This window comes from Deltaproteobacteria bacterium, assembly GCA_019912665.1.
Classification (GTDB): Bacteria; Desulfobacterota; GWC2-55-46; order GWC2-55-46; family GWC2-55-46; genus UBA5799.
Genome location: JAIOIE010000021.1, coordinates 390,838 through 403,395 on the forward strand (window position 1 = coordinate 390,838; position 12,558 = coordinate 403,395).

The following is a 12,558-nucleotide window of genomic DNA, read 5'->3' on the forward strand; positions in this document are numbered from 1 at the left end:
TTAGCGGTCCACGTCGCCCATCACGAAATCGATGCTCCCCAGTATGGCGATAAGGTCGGCTATCTCGAAGCCCTTGCACATGAGCGGGAGCGCCTGAATGTGCGGGAATGAAGGGGTGCGTATGCGGGTCCTGTAGGAAGAGGTGTCCCCGTCGCTTACGAGGTAATAGGTGTTGTTCCCCTTCGCGGCTTCGGTGCCGACCGCGGCCTCTCCTGCCGGGACGACCGGGCCCCAGCTTACGGAGAGGAAATGGCCTATGAGTGTTTCGATGTCCCGCATGGTCTGTTCTTTCCTGGGCGGGGTCGCGAGCGGGTGGTCGCTCTTAATGGCCCCCGCGGGCATGTTCTCGAGGCACTGCTTCAGTATCCTGAGGCTCTGGCGCATCTCCTCGACCCTTACCAAAGCCCTTGCGTAGCTGTCGCCCTCCTCGGCGGTAGGGATGTCGAACTCGAACTGGTCATAGCCTGAATAGGGGCGCTTCTTACGGAAGTCCCACTCGATGCCGCAGGCACGGAGGTTCGGGCCCGTCACGCCCCAGTCAATGGCCTGGTCGAGGGTGAGCATGCCTATGCCCCTTGTGCGCGCCCTCACTATCGCGTTTTTCATTACGAGCTTTTCGTATTCCATGAGTCTCGGCGGCAGGTATTCTATGAAATCCCTCACGAGCCTCTCCCATCCCTTGGGCAGGTCGGATTGTACGCCGCCTATCCTGAACCAGGCCGGATGCATGCGGAAGCCGGAGACCGCCTCTATTATGGAGTAGGCTCGCTCCCTGTCATTGAAGGTCAAAAAAACCGGGGCGAGCTGCCCGAGGTCCTGCGCGAATGTCCCGTACCAGACAAGATGGCTCGCTATGCGGAAGAGCTCCGCGAACATCACGCGGGCGACCTTCGCCCTCTCCGGCACCTCTATGCCCGCGAGCCGCTCGACGGCGAGCACGTACGGGAAGTTATTAAGCGGCCCGGCCAGGTAGTCTATCCTGTCGGTATACGGTATGTAGGTATGCCAGGTCTGCCTCTCCCCCATCTTCTCGGCCCCGCGGTGGTGGTAGCCGATATCCGGGAAGGCGTTCACAATCTCCTCGCCGTCGAGCTCGAGTATGATGCGGAATATTCCGTGGGTGCCCGGGTGGTGCGGGCCCATGTTGAGGAACATGAACTCGCTCCCGTTCTCCTCCGTCCTGTATATCCCCCATTCCTTGGGGACGAACCTGAGCGCCGCCTCCTCCTTGACCTCCTTTTCAAGCGGGAGGGTGTACCTCTCCATGTCGGTCCTCCGCGCCGGGTGGTCTTTGCGGAGCGGATGCCCTTCCCAGGACGGCGGCATGAGTATGCGCCTAAGGTTCGGGTGCCCCTCTGCCCGGACCCCGAACATGTCCCATAGCTCCCTTTCGTACCAGTTGGCCGAGCTCCACACCCCGGTCGCCGACGGTATTGATGGGCTCTCCCCTTTGAGAGCGACCTTTATCCTCAGGTCCTCGTTACGGTCGAAAGAGAGGAGGTGATAGACGATTGTAAAGTCGCTCTCGGGCTGCCCCTGGCGCTTCCGGCGAGTGCGCTCATCAATGGCCGTGAGGTCGTAAAGCATCCTGTACGGGCCCTCGATGCCGGTCTTTAGATACTTGAGAACCTCCAGCACCTTCTCCTTCGGGGTCCAGAAGGTCGGCACGCTGTCGGCGGTGGGCTGCGGTCTTACCGAGCCCCCGCCGAACTTGGATGCCAAGTCCTCCAATATGTTCGATGTCGCTGCAATGGACATAGCGCCCCATCTCAAGTATCAGGGATACGACAGATTAACAGCTTGCTGGAAATAAAAAACACGCTCAGGCTGCTCAAAAGCTCAAGACACAAGGAGTCGAAAAATGAGGAATGAGGCGTACTTTCTTTGTACGCGGAGTGTCAATTTTTGAAGACGACGCCTTCAGGCGGGCTTTTTCGGCAGCCCATGACGGCATCAGGCCTCGTCAGGCTCCCTTAGCGTAGTAGCCTCTTTTCTCCAGCCTTTTTGCTCCCGCATGACTGGAAGCTCCTTTTTTTCCCTCGCCTCGCCCGCGCCCGTTATCCAGGTAGCAGGTCTCCTCTCCGCGGCTATTCTCTTCTGAAGGAGGATGAGCCCCTCCGTGAGCGCCTCGGGCCTCGGCGGGCATCCCGGCACATAGACGTCGACCGGCAATATCGAATCAACGCCCTGGACAACGCTATAGATATCGTACATGCCGCCGGAGTTTGCGCACGAGCCCATTGAGATTACCCATTTGGGGGCCATCATCTGCTCGTAGACCCTCTTTACCATGGGCGCTACCTTCACAAATACGGTGCCGGCCACTATCATAAGGTCCGCCTCCCTGGGGCTCGACCGGAGGACCTCGGAACCGAAGCGCGCTAAATCGTGCCTGCTCGTAATGCTTGCGGCCATCTCGATATAGCAGCACGAAAGCCCGAAGTTAAGCGGCCAGAGGGAGTTCTTTCTCCCCCATGCCACCATGTCCTCGAGCTTCGTAAGCAAAAAGTTCCGGCGCGGCGCTTCCCCGTCCGCCGGCCTGCCCGCCTCACCGATATTCAGTCGCATAATCCGCCCCCGCTTGATATTCAGAGAGGCTCTGTTTTTCTCCTTATCTTCATGGAGGTGCCCCATTCGAGGGCTCCAAGCTTCCATAAATAAAAGAGCGCGGCAAGAAGTATTGATATGAAGATGAGCATCTCGATATATCCGGCCCAGCCTGCTTCTCGGGCGGAAACGGCCCAGGCGAATACGAAGACGGCCTCCATGTCGAAAATGACGAAGAACATGGCGACCATGTAGAATTTCACGTCGAAATGGAGGCGGGCTGAGCCGGTGGCTATCACGCCGGACTCATAGGGGACGGAGGTGAGCCTTTCTCTCCTCCGCTCGCCCAGCACATGGGAGAGGGCGAGCATGGCCCCGACAAGGAGGACTACCGCGATAAAATAAACGGCAAGCGGCCAAAGCGGAGCGTATTGGGCAGCAGCGCTCAAGCAAATACCCCCGGGCTGTATTTCTCCAGGAAAACGCCGGGTTGGCGGAATGTGGCGCGCTTCCGGCAGGGCGCGATACGCTTGTATACGCGCTCTCAATAAAACCTAACACACAAGGCCTGATTGTCAAGGAAGGCGGGCAAGACGGAAAATGGAATTTCATTAGATAAATGGCGCAGGCCCCGCTTGTCTGGATGGATGCTGATTTCGAGGATCGTCATGCTACAGGCAACGCCTTTCCAAAAAATATTTTGCCCCAGGGCCTGAACTGATATATAATGCGGCCATGCGTAACCTGCTTTTCACGGCCATCCCACTCGCGTTCATTATCGCCTGCTTCGCATCGGTATCCATTGCGGCTGACCCGGCCAGGGTGACCGCCGAGGAATTGAATGCCATGATGGAGCGAGGCGAGCGCGTGATCCTCATAGACGTCCGCACCCCCAAGGAGCACGAAGAGGCCCATATCCCGGGTAGCGTCCTCATGCCGCTTGATACCCTCGATAACGTAGAAAGCCTCCCGGAAGACGGCCATATAATCCTCTATTGCCGCTCCGGCAAGAGGAGCCAGACGGCCCGCGGCGTTTTAGGCTGGAAGGGCTTCAAAGGAGTCCGCGACCTCGAGGGCGGCATAAACGCCTGGATAAAATCCGGGAGAGAGACCATCTCCGGCTCGGGGAAATAATCACTGCCCTTTCCAGGAAGCATCCGCCTGCCTCAGCCCCGCATATTTCTTTCGTATCCAGTTTTCTTCAGGGACTTATTGCAAGAGGCCTTTAGCGCGGCTCCGCGCTTTTGAGCGTAAGACCCTCAAACATGCTTATGCATTAGCCCTTGACAATTCGTCATTTGGCGAATTATAGTATTATAAGGATGAACGAAACGCTCCATATAGCAAAGGCCCTCTCCGACAGGGCGCGGCTCCGGGCCGTTATGGCCCTTTGCGGGGGTGAGCTCTGCGTATGCCAGATAGTCGGCCTCCTCGGGCTTGCTCCGTCCACGGTTTCCAAGCATCTTAGCCTGCTTCAGCAGGCCGGACTCATAAGCTCCCGGAAAGACGGCAGGTGGGTATATTTCAGGCTCGCGGGCCGGGACGCCTCTCCTTCAGTACGGAAGGCCCTCAGATGGGTCAGGGAATCGCTCGCCGGGAACAGCTCCGTCACGAGGGACTTGAAGAGCCTTGAAAAGATTACAGGGGTCTCTAGGGAGGAGCTTTGCAGGACTCAGGCGAAAAAATAAAGATCCTATTCCTATGCACGGGGAACTCGTGCAGGAGCCAGATGGCCGAGGGATGGGCGCGCCACTTCTGGGCCGAGAGGGTCGAGGCCGAATCCGCTGGCACGAAGCCCAAGGGGCTTGACCCGCTCGCAATCGAGGCCATGCTGGAGGCCGGCGTGGACATAAGCGGCCAGGCCTCGAAGGGTATTGATTCCTTGAAGTCCAGGCGTTTCGACCTCGTGATAACTGTTTGCTCGGATGCTGACGAGAACTGCCCCCTTTTCCCCGGAGCCCCGCGTGTGATCCATGCAGGGTTCGACGACCCGCCAAGGCTCGCCAGGAGCGCACGGAGCCGCGAGGAGGCCCTTTCGCATTACCGGAGGGTCAGGGACGAGATACGAGACTTCGTAAAGAAACTTCCGGACATACTGCAAAAGGATTCGTAATGACAGCAAGGCTTTCTTTCATAGACAGGTTCCTTACCCTCTGGGTGTTTCTGGCCATGGCCGGGGGCGTCCTCGCGGGCTGGGCTTTTCCTCCGCTTTCAGCGGCAATAGATTCGCTCGGTAGCGGCACGACCAATATACCAATAGCTGTAGGACTCATACTCATGATGTACCCGCCGCTTGCGAAGGTCCGCTACGAGGAGCTCGGAAAAGTCTTCAGGGACGGGAAAATCCTCGCCGTATCGCTTATACAGAACTGGCTTATCGGCCCGGCGCTCATGTTCGGCCTGGCGATATTCTTCCTCGGAAACCACCCGGGCTACATGGCTGGCCTCATACTCGTGGGGCTTGCGCGCTGCATCGCAATGGTCATAGTCTGGAACAACCTCGCCGGAGGGGATTCGGAATACGCGGCGGGCATAGTGGCCGTGAACAGCCTATTCCAGATATTCTTCTACAGCATCTACGCCTGGTTCTTCATAACGCTCCTTCCTCCGCTTTTGGGCGCGGAAGGCGCGGTCGTCAGCATAGGCATACCGGAGATAGCGAAGAGCGTCCTTATATACCTAGGCATACCGTTCTTCTCGGGGATGGCTACCAGGCTCGTCCTCGTACGGCTCAAAGGGAGGGACTGGTACGAGGGCTCGTTCATCCCTAAGATAAGCCCCATTACCCTTGCGGCCCTCCTCCTTACCATTGTCGTCATGTTCAGCCTGAAGGGCGGGGAGGTGATGAGGATCCCGCTAGACGCCGCGCTCATAGCCCTGCCGCTCCTCGTCTATTTCCTGGTCATGTTCCTCGTAAGCTTCTGGATGGGAAGGCTGGTCAAAGCGGATTACGCCAAGACCGCAACAGTCGCGTTTACCGCCGCCTCGAATAATTTCGAGCTGGCCATAGCCGTTGCGATCGCCACCTTCGGCATACATTCGCAGGCGGCGTTCGCAGCTGTAATCGGCCCGCTCGTGGAAGTGCCGGTAATGATGGCCCTTGTGAATGTGTCAGTGTATTTCAGAAAACGGGTCTTCGGGACGGAAGCTTCAGAGCTTCGGCTAAGGAGCAACTCCTGACATGCACGGCATTCATACCAAGCCGACTTTTTAATGACCTACTCGCCTCCGATGAACCTGTAACCAGATCCTCTTACGGTCTCGATAAGCCCGGCATACGCCCCGAGCTTAATCCTGAGCTTCCTTATGTGCGTGTCTATGGTCCGTGAGCCGGCGGTCATATCATCTCCTCCCATGCGCCTGAGGAGCGTTTCCCTGCCTAGCACCCTGCCCCTGGAATCAACGAGGGCCAGCAGGAGCCTGAACTCGGCTGTGGTCAGGTCGAGTCTTCTTCCGTCCGCGAACGCGGCGAACCTTTCGGTGTCTATTGAGAGCGGCCCGGCGCCCAGCACCTTCGGCGCGCCGCCCCGCCCCTTTCCCATCACCGCCTTTATTCTCAGGAGAAGCTCCCTCGGGCTAAAAGGCTTAACGATGTAATCGTCCGCGCCCAGCTCAAGACCCAGCACCCTGTCTATCTCCTCTCCCTTTGCCGTGAGCATGATGACCGGAATGCCTTTTGTGTCCTGGTCGGCCTTCAGCCGCTTAAGGACCTCGTTCCCGTCCATGTTCGGTAGCATCACATCAAGCAGTATCAGGTCAGGCAGGGATTTTTTCGCAAGCTCCAGGGCTTCGGGCCCGTCCTCCGCCTCCAGGAAGCCGTATCCCGAGTTGGAAAGGTTATACCTCAGGAGCTTCAGGATATCGGTTTCGTCGTCTATCGCAAGCACGGTCTGTCTCATGTGTAGAATTCTATTCTGTCATTGTTAAGGCAATGTTACGGGGACGTTGAGATCTCATAAAAAAGCCGTCCCGTCATGAGGCGGCATTTTTTCGTGCGGCTATTTTTCGGGGTTTTACCACTTCCATACGGCTCTCTCTTCGCAGGCTGTCCGGTTCACCCAGCGACCATATACAGACAGGTGGCACACCCACATCGGCAAGCAAATACGCCGGACCAACTCAATACTTAGACGTGTTCATCTCTTCCATCCTGCCGGTCGCAATGTAGACCACCCTTTCGGCGATGTTCGTCACTCTATCTGCTATCCTTTCGATGTTGTGAGAGGCCCATATGAGGAAGGTAGCGTCCTTTATGAGAGCCGGGTTCTGGACCATGAGTAGTATAAGCTCGTTGTATATGTCGTCATAAAGCGCGTCCACTTCGTCGTCCTCGCCGCAGATGTCTCTCGCGGCTTCTATGTCCCTATCCCTGAACGCTTCCATGCACCTACATAGCATGGTCCGCGCCTTTTCGGCCATTCTGGGCATGTCCGTCAGGGGCTTCGCAAGGGGGGACTCCCCGATGGAGACGCTTATCTTGGCTATGCCTTCGGCGTGGTCTCCTATCCTCTCGAGATCGGTTATGATGTTCAGCATGGAAAAGAGCAGGCGCAGGTCTATTGCAGTCGGCTGCTGCGTGGCAATGAGCCTGACACACTTCTCCTCTATGTCGAAACGCTTCCTGTTAACCAGGACGTCATCCCTGATCACTTGTCTGGACTTTTCCAGGTCCCTGTCCTTCAGGCCCTCCATCGCCGCCTTTAATGCGGCGCCGGCCATCTCCGACATCTCTTGGAGCTCCCTCTGCACCTCGTTCAGCGCCCTGTGAAAGGCTTCCCGCGTCATACGCAACCCCTTCTCCGAAATTTAATTTTTATCAACCGAACCTTCCGGTTATGTAGTCCTCTGTAACCTTGTTCGCCGGGTTTGTGAATATCTTCTGGGTAAGGTCGAACTCGACTAGCTCACCAAGCATGAAAAAACCCGTGTAGTCGGATATCCTCGCGGCCTGCTGCATGTTGTGCGTGACTATGATGACGGTATAGTCCTTCTTAAGCTCGGCTATGAGGTCCTCGACCTTCGCCGTGGCGATTGGGTCGAGGGCGGAGCACGGCTCGTCGAAGAGGATCACGCGCGGCTCCGTGGCGATGGCTCTCGCGATGCAGAGCCGCTGCTGTTGGCCTCCGGAAAGAGCCAGGGCGTTGGAGCCCAGCCGGTCCTTGACCTCGCCCCAGAGCGCGGCCTTCGTAAGGCTTGACTCCACGACGCGGTCCAGCTCGCTCTTTTTGTTTACGCCTTGGATCCTCAGGCCGTAGGCGACATTTTCATAAACCGACTTGGGGAACGGGTTCGGCTTCTGGAAGACCATCCCTATCTGCCTCCTTATCCCGGTTACGTCCACCGACCTGTCGTATACGTTAGTGCCCCCGTACATTATCTCGCCCCTGACGGAGAACTTGGGCACAAGGTCGTTCATCCTGTTGAAACACCTTATGAAAGTTGACTTGCCGCAACCTGAAGGGCCTATGATGGCGGTCACGGCCTTTCCGGGTATGTCGAGGTTTATGTCCTTGAGCGCCTCTTTCCCGTCGTAATACGCCCACAGCCCGCGGACTTTGAAAACTGGCTCTGTCATGGTCTCACCATCTAATTTTTTTCTGATACCTGTGCCTGAGCCAGACGGCTATCCCGTTCATCACGAATGTCAGCACGAGGAGTATGATTATGCCGGCGGAGGCGTTCTCGAAGAACCCCTTCTGTGGCCTGGAGACCCAGTTGAATATCTGTATGGGCAGCACCGTGAACGGGTCGAAAAGCCCCCTGGCGCTCAAGAACGGGAACTCCGTCGATACCGGGCTTGATGGCAGAAAGGCCACATAGGTCAGGGCCCCTATGGTTATGAGCGGCGCTGTCTCGCCCACCGCCCTCGAAAGCGCGAGTATGGTCCCGGTGAGTATGCCGGGCATGGCCGCCGGCAGAACCTGCAAGCGCACCGTCTGCCAGCGGGTCGCCCCGAGGGCGTAAGCGGCCTCCCTTATCGAAAACGGTATCGCCTTCAGGGCCTCCCTAGTGGCGATTATGATTATCGGCAGGACGAGGGCCGCGAGGGTGAGCGCGCCTGAAAGGACGCTCCTGTCCAGCGCGAGTGCCCTGACAAAAAGGCCGAGGCCGAGGAGACCATAGATTATCGAAGGGACCCCCGCGAGATTGGCTATGTTTATTTCGATAAAATCCGAGAGCCTGCTCTTTCCCGCGTATTCCTCGAGATAGATGCCGGCCATGACCCCGAGGGGGAAAGCGATGACGAGCGTGGTCGCGAGTATCCAGACCGAGCCCACCCATGCCGAGAGAATCCCGGCCTCGGCCGGCCTCCTCGACGGGTATGAGGTCAAGAATTGCCAGGAGAGCCTCCCGAACCCGTCGATGACCACATCCGCGATGAGTATCGCCAGCACAAGCAGCCCGAACAGGGTGGCGGCGAGACCGAGCACGCCGTAGGCCCTGTCGATGAATTTATTAGCGGCGGAGCTTTTCATTGCCTGTCGGTCCCTTCTATTCGTATTTCTCCCTGAATTTGTTCTTCAGCCAGTTGCTTGCGACGTTCAGGATGAACGTGGCCACGAAGAGGGTCATGCCAGCGGCGAAAATGGTGCTGTACTCTATAGTGCCGGTAGGCGTATCCCCGAGACTGACCTGGACGATATACGCCGTCACGGTCTCCATCGGCACCAGCGGATTGAGCGTGAGCCTCGGCTGCTGGCCAGCGGCTATGGCCACGATCATGGTCTCTCCGACGGCCCTCGAGATGCCGAGTATGAATGACGCGGCGATGCCGGAAAAAGCGCCCGGCACCACGACCCTGTAGGCCACCTGGAACCTGGTCGAACCCATGGCAAACGCGCCTTCGCGGAGCCCCATAGGCACGGCGCGCAGGGCATCCTCGCTCAGGGACGATATGATCGGTATGATCATGATGCCCATCACTATGCCGGGGCTAAGAGCGTTAAACCCCGCAAGGCCCGGGATCACCTTCTGCAGGAGCGGAGTCACGAAAAGGAGCGCAAAATAGCCGTAGACCACGGTTGGCACCGCCGCGAGCACCTCAAGGGCCGGCTTGACCGCGGACCTCAGCCTCTCGGGGGCGTATTCGCTCAGGTATACCGCGCTCACAAGCCCGAAAGGCAGCGCCACAAGTATAGCTATGGCCGTGGTCAGGAGTGTGCCCGCAAAAAGTGGCAGTATGCCGAAGTGCTTCTCGGCGAAAAGCGGCGTCCATTGGGTGCCGGTAAAGAACTCCAGTATCGAGACTTCCCTGAAAAAATTGTAGGTCTCGAATATTAGGACCAGGACTATGCCTGCGGTTATGAGGACGGAGAAGAGGGCGCTAAGGAACAGCGCCCTCTCTATCAGCACCTCTTTTATGCGGTTCAGCTTCAATTCAATGCAACTCCGTCTTCCTTATTTTTTCAGGATGTCTTCTATCTTCACACCGACCTGTGCGCCTTTGCCGCCGAATACCGAACCGAGCATCGGCTTCTCGAACCTTTTAAGCGCGAGCTCATACGCCTTTGCCGGCAGCGCGATATAGCCCACTTCCTTCGAAAGCTCGGCGCCTTTTTTCATGTAGAAGGTCACGAAACGCTTGACCTCTGGCTTCTTCGCCGATTCCTTGCTCACGTAGATGAAGATCGGCCTCGCCAGGGGCTGGTATGTGCTCTCAAGAACATTCTCGTAGGTGGGGAGGATTGGGCCCTTGCCGTTAGAGTCGTTCTCGTCGTCTATGGCCACGAGCTTGAGTTTGTCTGCGTTGTGCTCGTAGTAGGCCACCCCGAAAAAGCCGAGCGCGAGCGGGTCGGTCGCTATGCCCTGCACCAGTACGTTATCGTCCTCGCTCGCGGTGAAGTCCCCGCGGCTCGACTGCGACTTTCCGACTATCGCCTCGGTAAAGTAGTCGAATGTGCCCGAATCGACGCCCGGGCCGTAAAGGCGGATCTCCTTGTCAGGCCAGTTCGGGCGCACCTGGCTCCATCTCGTGACCTTTCCCTGGGCCGCAGGCTCCCATATCTTCTTAAGCTCGGCCGGTGTCATGTAGTCGACCCAATCGTTCTTCGGATTGACCATAACGGCCAGACCGTCGTAGGCAACGGGAAGCTCTATGTACTCTATGCCGTTCTTCTTGCAGAGCTCGACCTCGGAGGGCTTTATGGGCCTCGACGCGTCGCTTATGTCGGTCTCGCCGGCGCAGAACTTCTTGAAGCCCCCGCCTGTGCCCGATATCCCGACGGTCACCCTTACCGCGCCCTTTTCTACTTTCTGGAACTCCTCGGCGACCGCCTCGGTTATCGGGTAGACCGTCGACGATCCGTCTACCTTGATCGTCGAGGCCGCGTTGCCTGCCGTGGCTGTGGATATCAATATCGCCGACATCAAAAAAACCGCCATCTTCATTCTTTTCATGACTTTCTCCGTTCTCTTTTTTGTCTTTGTATATTTTATTAACAGTTCTTTTTACTTATTTGCGCCAAATTGGCGTAAATAAGCCGTTAGACAAGAAGGGCGGGAGGGTGGACGCTCCCGCCCTGCCGGATGAAGAGCCCGCTGCTTACGCGGGTATTTACAGGGTGTCTGCGGCCCTGTAAACGCTTTAATTTTTTAGAAGTACATCTGCGCCTGCACCTGGAAGAGGTCCTTGGAATCGGCGTTCGTAAGCTTGCCGCTCGCGTTCTTGTCGAACTCGTGGCGCACCCAGTTCGCCCCCACCTTGAGGCTGTGCCCCTTCCCGTACCAGTTGACGCCTAAGGTCGTTATCTTCTCCTCCTTGTCCGCGGCGTTCGAGTCCTGGTCGTAGACCTCGTACCTGGCCACGGGCTCGATGTTCGGGCCGTCTATGAAGTAGCCTGCCTGCGCGTACCAGCCCCTGGGCTTGGTGGCGCCGACCGCCGGGTCGGACGAGTCGACCTCCCAGGCGTTATACTCGAACTGGGCGGTAAGCCCGTTCAGGTGCCCTGAGATATCGAAGCCCAGGAGGGTTCTGTCCTCCTCGAACCCGTTTTCCTTGTATTCTATGCCGTCCTGGTTGACGATGTTCGCGCCGAGGGTAAGGTGCTGCCCCTTGCCGAGGTGGGCATCGCTCTTGGACTTCTCGACCCATCCTGGTGGGGAGAGCTCGACCCTTGCCGCGTAGAGCGGGGCCGCCTTGAATACCGTCCTGCCGGTCTGTACCGCCTCCCCATTCTGCCATCCGTCGGCCACGGCCACCTCATAGGCGAAGATGCCCTCGACTAGCTTTCCCGATGCCGCGAGCTTCGGCTGGTAGTAGGCGTCGGTCTTACCGAATACCTTCTTTGCGGCCTCTGTGGAGACCGGCCTTTCTATGACGAGCTGCTTGGACGAAGAAACAAGCGATACCCTTGAAAACGGGAGCTTCTCCTTACCGGCAGTCAGGGTGAGGGCGTCATCGGCATTCCATTTGAGGTAAGCGTACTGTATGCCGACCTCGTTGGAGTTTCCGGCCTTGTCCCACTTGTCTGCGGTGAGGGTGACATTGTAGGTCAGGGTCTTCGCGAGGAGGCTTCCGCCGAGCTCAAGCCGCACCCTTCTCAGGTACAGGTCGCTCTGCGACGCGTACGAGCTTCCGTCCTTTGATTTTATGGTGTCGCCGAAGTCGAGCCTGGGCTGGAGCCTGAGCCTAATGGTCATGTCGGACTCGTTCTGTGATAACTTCACGCCCTTTGTCTCGTCGCCGAACACAAAACCTGCGTGGGCCGGGGCCGCGGAGCCTGATACCATACAGGCGCCGAGAGTTGCGAAAGCGAGTGCCAGGATGAGTTTCCTCTTCATCTGTTTGTACGTCCTCCTTTTAGTATGTCCACTCGGGACTTGTTAAGCTATCCTCTTTACGCATTCTTTCCTTCTGCCCGACCTGAGCACATGGCTCACGAGCATCGGGCAGCGGTAGTGGTCTTCGGTGCTGCACCAGGCCTTCTCCTCTTCGATTGAGGGCACCATCATGGTTATTGACGCGCCGCACATGGCCACCCTCCCCTTTTCCAGATACGGACATTCCATCTC

The 12,558-nt window shown here is 57.6% G+C and carries 15 protein-coding genes; 4 read left to right on the top strand and 11 right to left on the bottom strand.

From position 1 onward, the window contains the following. From nuoC to ndhC, 3 genes are all read right to left on the bottom strand, one after another. The gene (gene nuoC, locus K8I01_11210) at window positions 1-1,758 is read right to left on the bottom strand and encodes an NADH-quinone oxidoreductase subunit C/D (protein ID MBZ0220984.1); all 1,758 of its coding nucleotides are present in this window, start codon (window positions 1,756-1,758) and stop codon (window positions 1-3) included. 195 nt (window positions 1,759-1,953) lie between these two features. Beyond that, window positions 1,954-2,568 carry an NADH-quinone oxidoreductase subunit B gene (locus tag K8I01_11215; protein MBZ0220985.1) on the bottom strand — a complete coding sequence of 205 codons (615 nt, stop codon included), beginning with the start codon at window positions 2,566-2,568 and terminating at the stop codon, window positions 1,954-1,956. A 20-nt stretch (window positions 2,569-2,588) separates the two neighbouring features. Beyond that, window positions 2,589-2,918, bottom strand: coding sequence for an NADH-quinone oxidoreductase subunit A (gene ndhC, locus K8I01_11220; GenBank protein MBZ0220986.1), 330 nt, complete (start codon window positions 2,916-2,918; stop codon window positions 2,589-2,591). Between the two features lie 364 nt (window positions 2,919-3,282). Here ndhC and K8I01_11225 point away from each other — a divergent pair, with 364 nt between their 5' ends. The 4 genes from K8I01_11225 (at window position 3,283) to arsB (ending at window position 5,727) form a co-directional block, all read left to right on the top strand. Beyond that, on the top strand, window positions 3,283-3,681 hold the full coding sequence (locus tag K8I01_11225; GenBank protein ID MBZ0220987.1) for a rhodanese-like domain-containing protein: 399 nt from the start codon (window positions 3,283-3,285) through the stop codon (window positions 3,679-3,681). A 188-nt stretch (window positions 3,682-3,869) separates the two neighbouring features. Then, complete coding sequence (locus tag K8I01_11230; GenBank protein ID MBZ0220988.1) at window positions 3,870-4,235, top strand: metalloregulator ArsR/SmtB family transcription factor; 366 nt, start codon at window positions 3,870-3,872, stop codon at window positions 4,233-4,235. Window positions 4,236-4,276: 41 nt separating this feature from the next. Beyond that, complete coding sequence (locus tag K8I01_11235) at window positions 4,277-4,660, top strand: arsenate reductase ArsC (protein ID MBZ0220989.1); 384 nt, start codon at window positions 4,277-4,279, stop codon at window positions 4,658-4,660. After that, the gene (gene arsB, locus K8I01_11240) at window positions 4,660-5,727 is read left to right on the top strand and encodes an ACR3 family arsenite efflux transporter (GenBank protein ID MBZ0220990.1); all 1,068 of its coding nucleotides are present in this window, start codon (window positions 4,660-4,662) and stop codon (window positions 5,725-5,727) included. Before K8I01_11235 ends, arsB begins: the two co-directional genes overlap by 1 nt. A 38-nt stretch (window positions 5,728-5,765) precedes the next feature. On the opposite strand, the gene K8I01_11245 is transcribed toward arsB, so the two are convergent. From K8I01_11245 to K8I01_11280, 8 genes are all read right to left on the bottom strand, one after another. Continuing rightward, window positions 5,766-6,446: a response regulator gene (locus K8I01_11245; GenBank protein ID MBZ0220991.1), complete on the bottom strand. Its 681-nt coding sequence runs from the start codon at window positions 6,444-6,446 to the stop codon at window positions 5,766-5,768. A gap of 220 nt (window positions 6,447-6,666) precedes the next feature. After that, window positions 6,667-7,332 carry a phosphate signaling complex protein PhoU gene (gene phoU, locus K8I01_11250; protein MBZ0220992.1) on the bottom strand — a complete coding sequence of 222 codons (666 nt, stop codon included), beginning with the start codon at window positions 7,330-7,332 and terminating at the stop codon, window positions 6,667-6,669. A 31-nt stretch (window positions 7,333-7,363) separates the two neighbouring features. Next, the gene (pstB, locus tag K8I01_11255) at window positions 7,364-8,122 is read right to left on the bottom strand and encodes a phosphate ABC transporter ATP-binding protein PstB (protein ID MBZ0220993.1); all 759 of its coding nucleotides are present in this window, start codon (window positions 8,120-8,122) and stop codon (window positions 7,364-7,366) included. 4 nt (window positions 8,123-8,126) lie between these two features. Then, a complete protein-coding gene (gene pstA, locus K8I01_11260) occupies window positions 8,127-9,023 on the bottom strand; it encodes a phosphate ABC transporter permease PstA (protein MBZ0220994.1) in 897 nt (298 codons plus the stop codon). A 16-nt stretch (window positions 9,024-9,039) separates the two neighbouring features. Beyond that, a complete protein-coding gene (gene pstC, locus K8I01_11265; GenBank protein ID MBZ0220995.1) occupies window positions 9,040-9,918 on the bottom strand; it encodes a phosphate ABC transporter permease subunit PstC in 879 nt (292 codons plus the stop codon). A gap of 27 nt (window positions 9,919-9,945) precedes the next feature. Continuing rightward, window positions 9,946-10,944, bottom strand: coding sequence for a PstS family phosphate ABC transporter substrate-binding protein (locus tag K8I01_11270; GenBank protein ID MBZ0220996.1), 999 nt, complete (start codon window positions 10,942-10,944; stop codon window positions 9,946-9,948). 195 nt (window positions 10,945-11,139) lie between these two features. Then, window positions 11,140-12,327, bottom strand: coding sequence for an OprO/OprP family phosphate-selective porin (locus K8I01_11275; GenBank protein ID MBZ0220997.1), 1,188 nt, complete (start codon window positions 12,325-12,327; stop codon window positions 11,140-11,142). A 42-nt stretch (window positions 12,328-12,369) separates the two neighbouring features. Next, window positions 12,370-12,555, bottom strand: coding sequence for a hypothetical protein (locus K8I01_11280; GenBank protein ID MBZ0220998.1), 186 nt, complete (start codon window positions 12,553-12,555; stop codon window positions 12,370-12,372). Between the last annotated feature and the right edge of the window lie 3 nt (window positions 12,556-12,558).

Bases quoted from the DNA above. Each gene is read 5' to 3' on its own strand.
- nuoC (MBZ0220984.1), bottom strand. From the start codon at position 1,758: ATGTCCATTGCAGCGACATCGAACATATTGGAGGACTTGGCATCCAAG.
- K8I01_11215 (MBZ0220985.1), bottom strand. From the start codon at position 2,568: ATGCGACTGAATATCGGTGAGGCGGGCAGGCCGGCGGACGGGGAAGCG.
- ndhC (MBZ0220986.1), bottom strand. From the start codon at position 2,918: ATGCTCGCCCTCTCCCATGTGCTGGGCGAGCGGAGGAGAGAAAGGCTC.
- K8I01_11225 (MBZ0220987.1), top strand. From the start codon at position 3,283: ATGCGTAACCTGCTTTTCACGGCCATCCCACTCGCGTTCATTATCGCC.
- K8I01_11230 (MBZ0220988.1), top strand. From the start codon at position 3,870: ATGAACGAAACGCTCCATATAGCAAAGGCCCTCTCCGACAGGGCGCGG.
- K8I01_11235 (MBZ0220989.1), top strand. From the start codon at position 4,277: ATGGCCGAGGGATGGGCGCGCCACTTCTGGGCCGAGAGGGTCGAGGCC.
- arsB (MBZ0220990.1), top strand. From the start codon at position 4,660: ATGACAGCAAGGCTTTCTTTCATAGACAGGTTCCTTACCCTCTGGGTG.
- K8I01_11245 (MBZ0220991.1), bottom strand. From the start codon at position 6,446: ATGAGACAGACCGTGCTTGCGATAGACGACGAAACCGATATCCTGAAG.
- phoU (MBZ0220992.1), bottom strand. From the start codon at position 7,332: ATGACGCGGGAAGCCTTTCACAGGGCGCTGAACGAGGTGCAGAGGGAG.
- pstB (MBZ0220993.1), bottom strand. From the start codon at position 8,122: ATGACAGAGCCAGTTTTCAAAGTCCGCGGGCTGTGGGCGTATTACGAC.
- pstA (MBZ0220994.1), bottom strand. From the start codon at position 9,023: ATGAAAAGCTCCGCCGCTAATAAATTCATCGACAGGGCCTACGGCGTG.
- K8I01_11270 (MBZ0220996.1), bottom strand. From the start codon at position 10,944: ATGAAAAGAATGAAGATGGCGGTTTTTTTGATGTCGGCGATATTGATA.
- K8I01_11275 (MBZ0220997.1), bottom strand. From the start codon at position 12,327: ATGAAGAGGAAACTCATCCTGGCACTCGCTTTCGCAACTCTCGGCGCC.
- K8I01_11280 (MBZ0220998.1), bottom strand. From the start codon at position 12,555: ATGGAATGTCCGTATCTGGAAAAGGGGAGGGTGGCCATGTGCGGCGCG.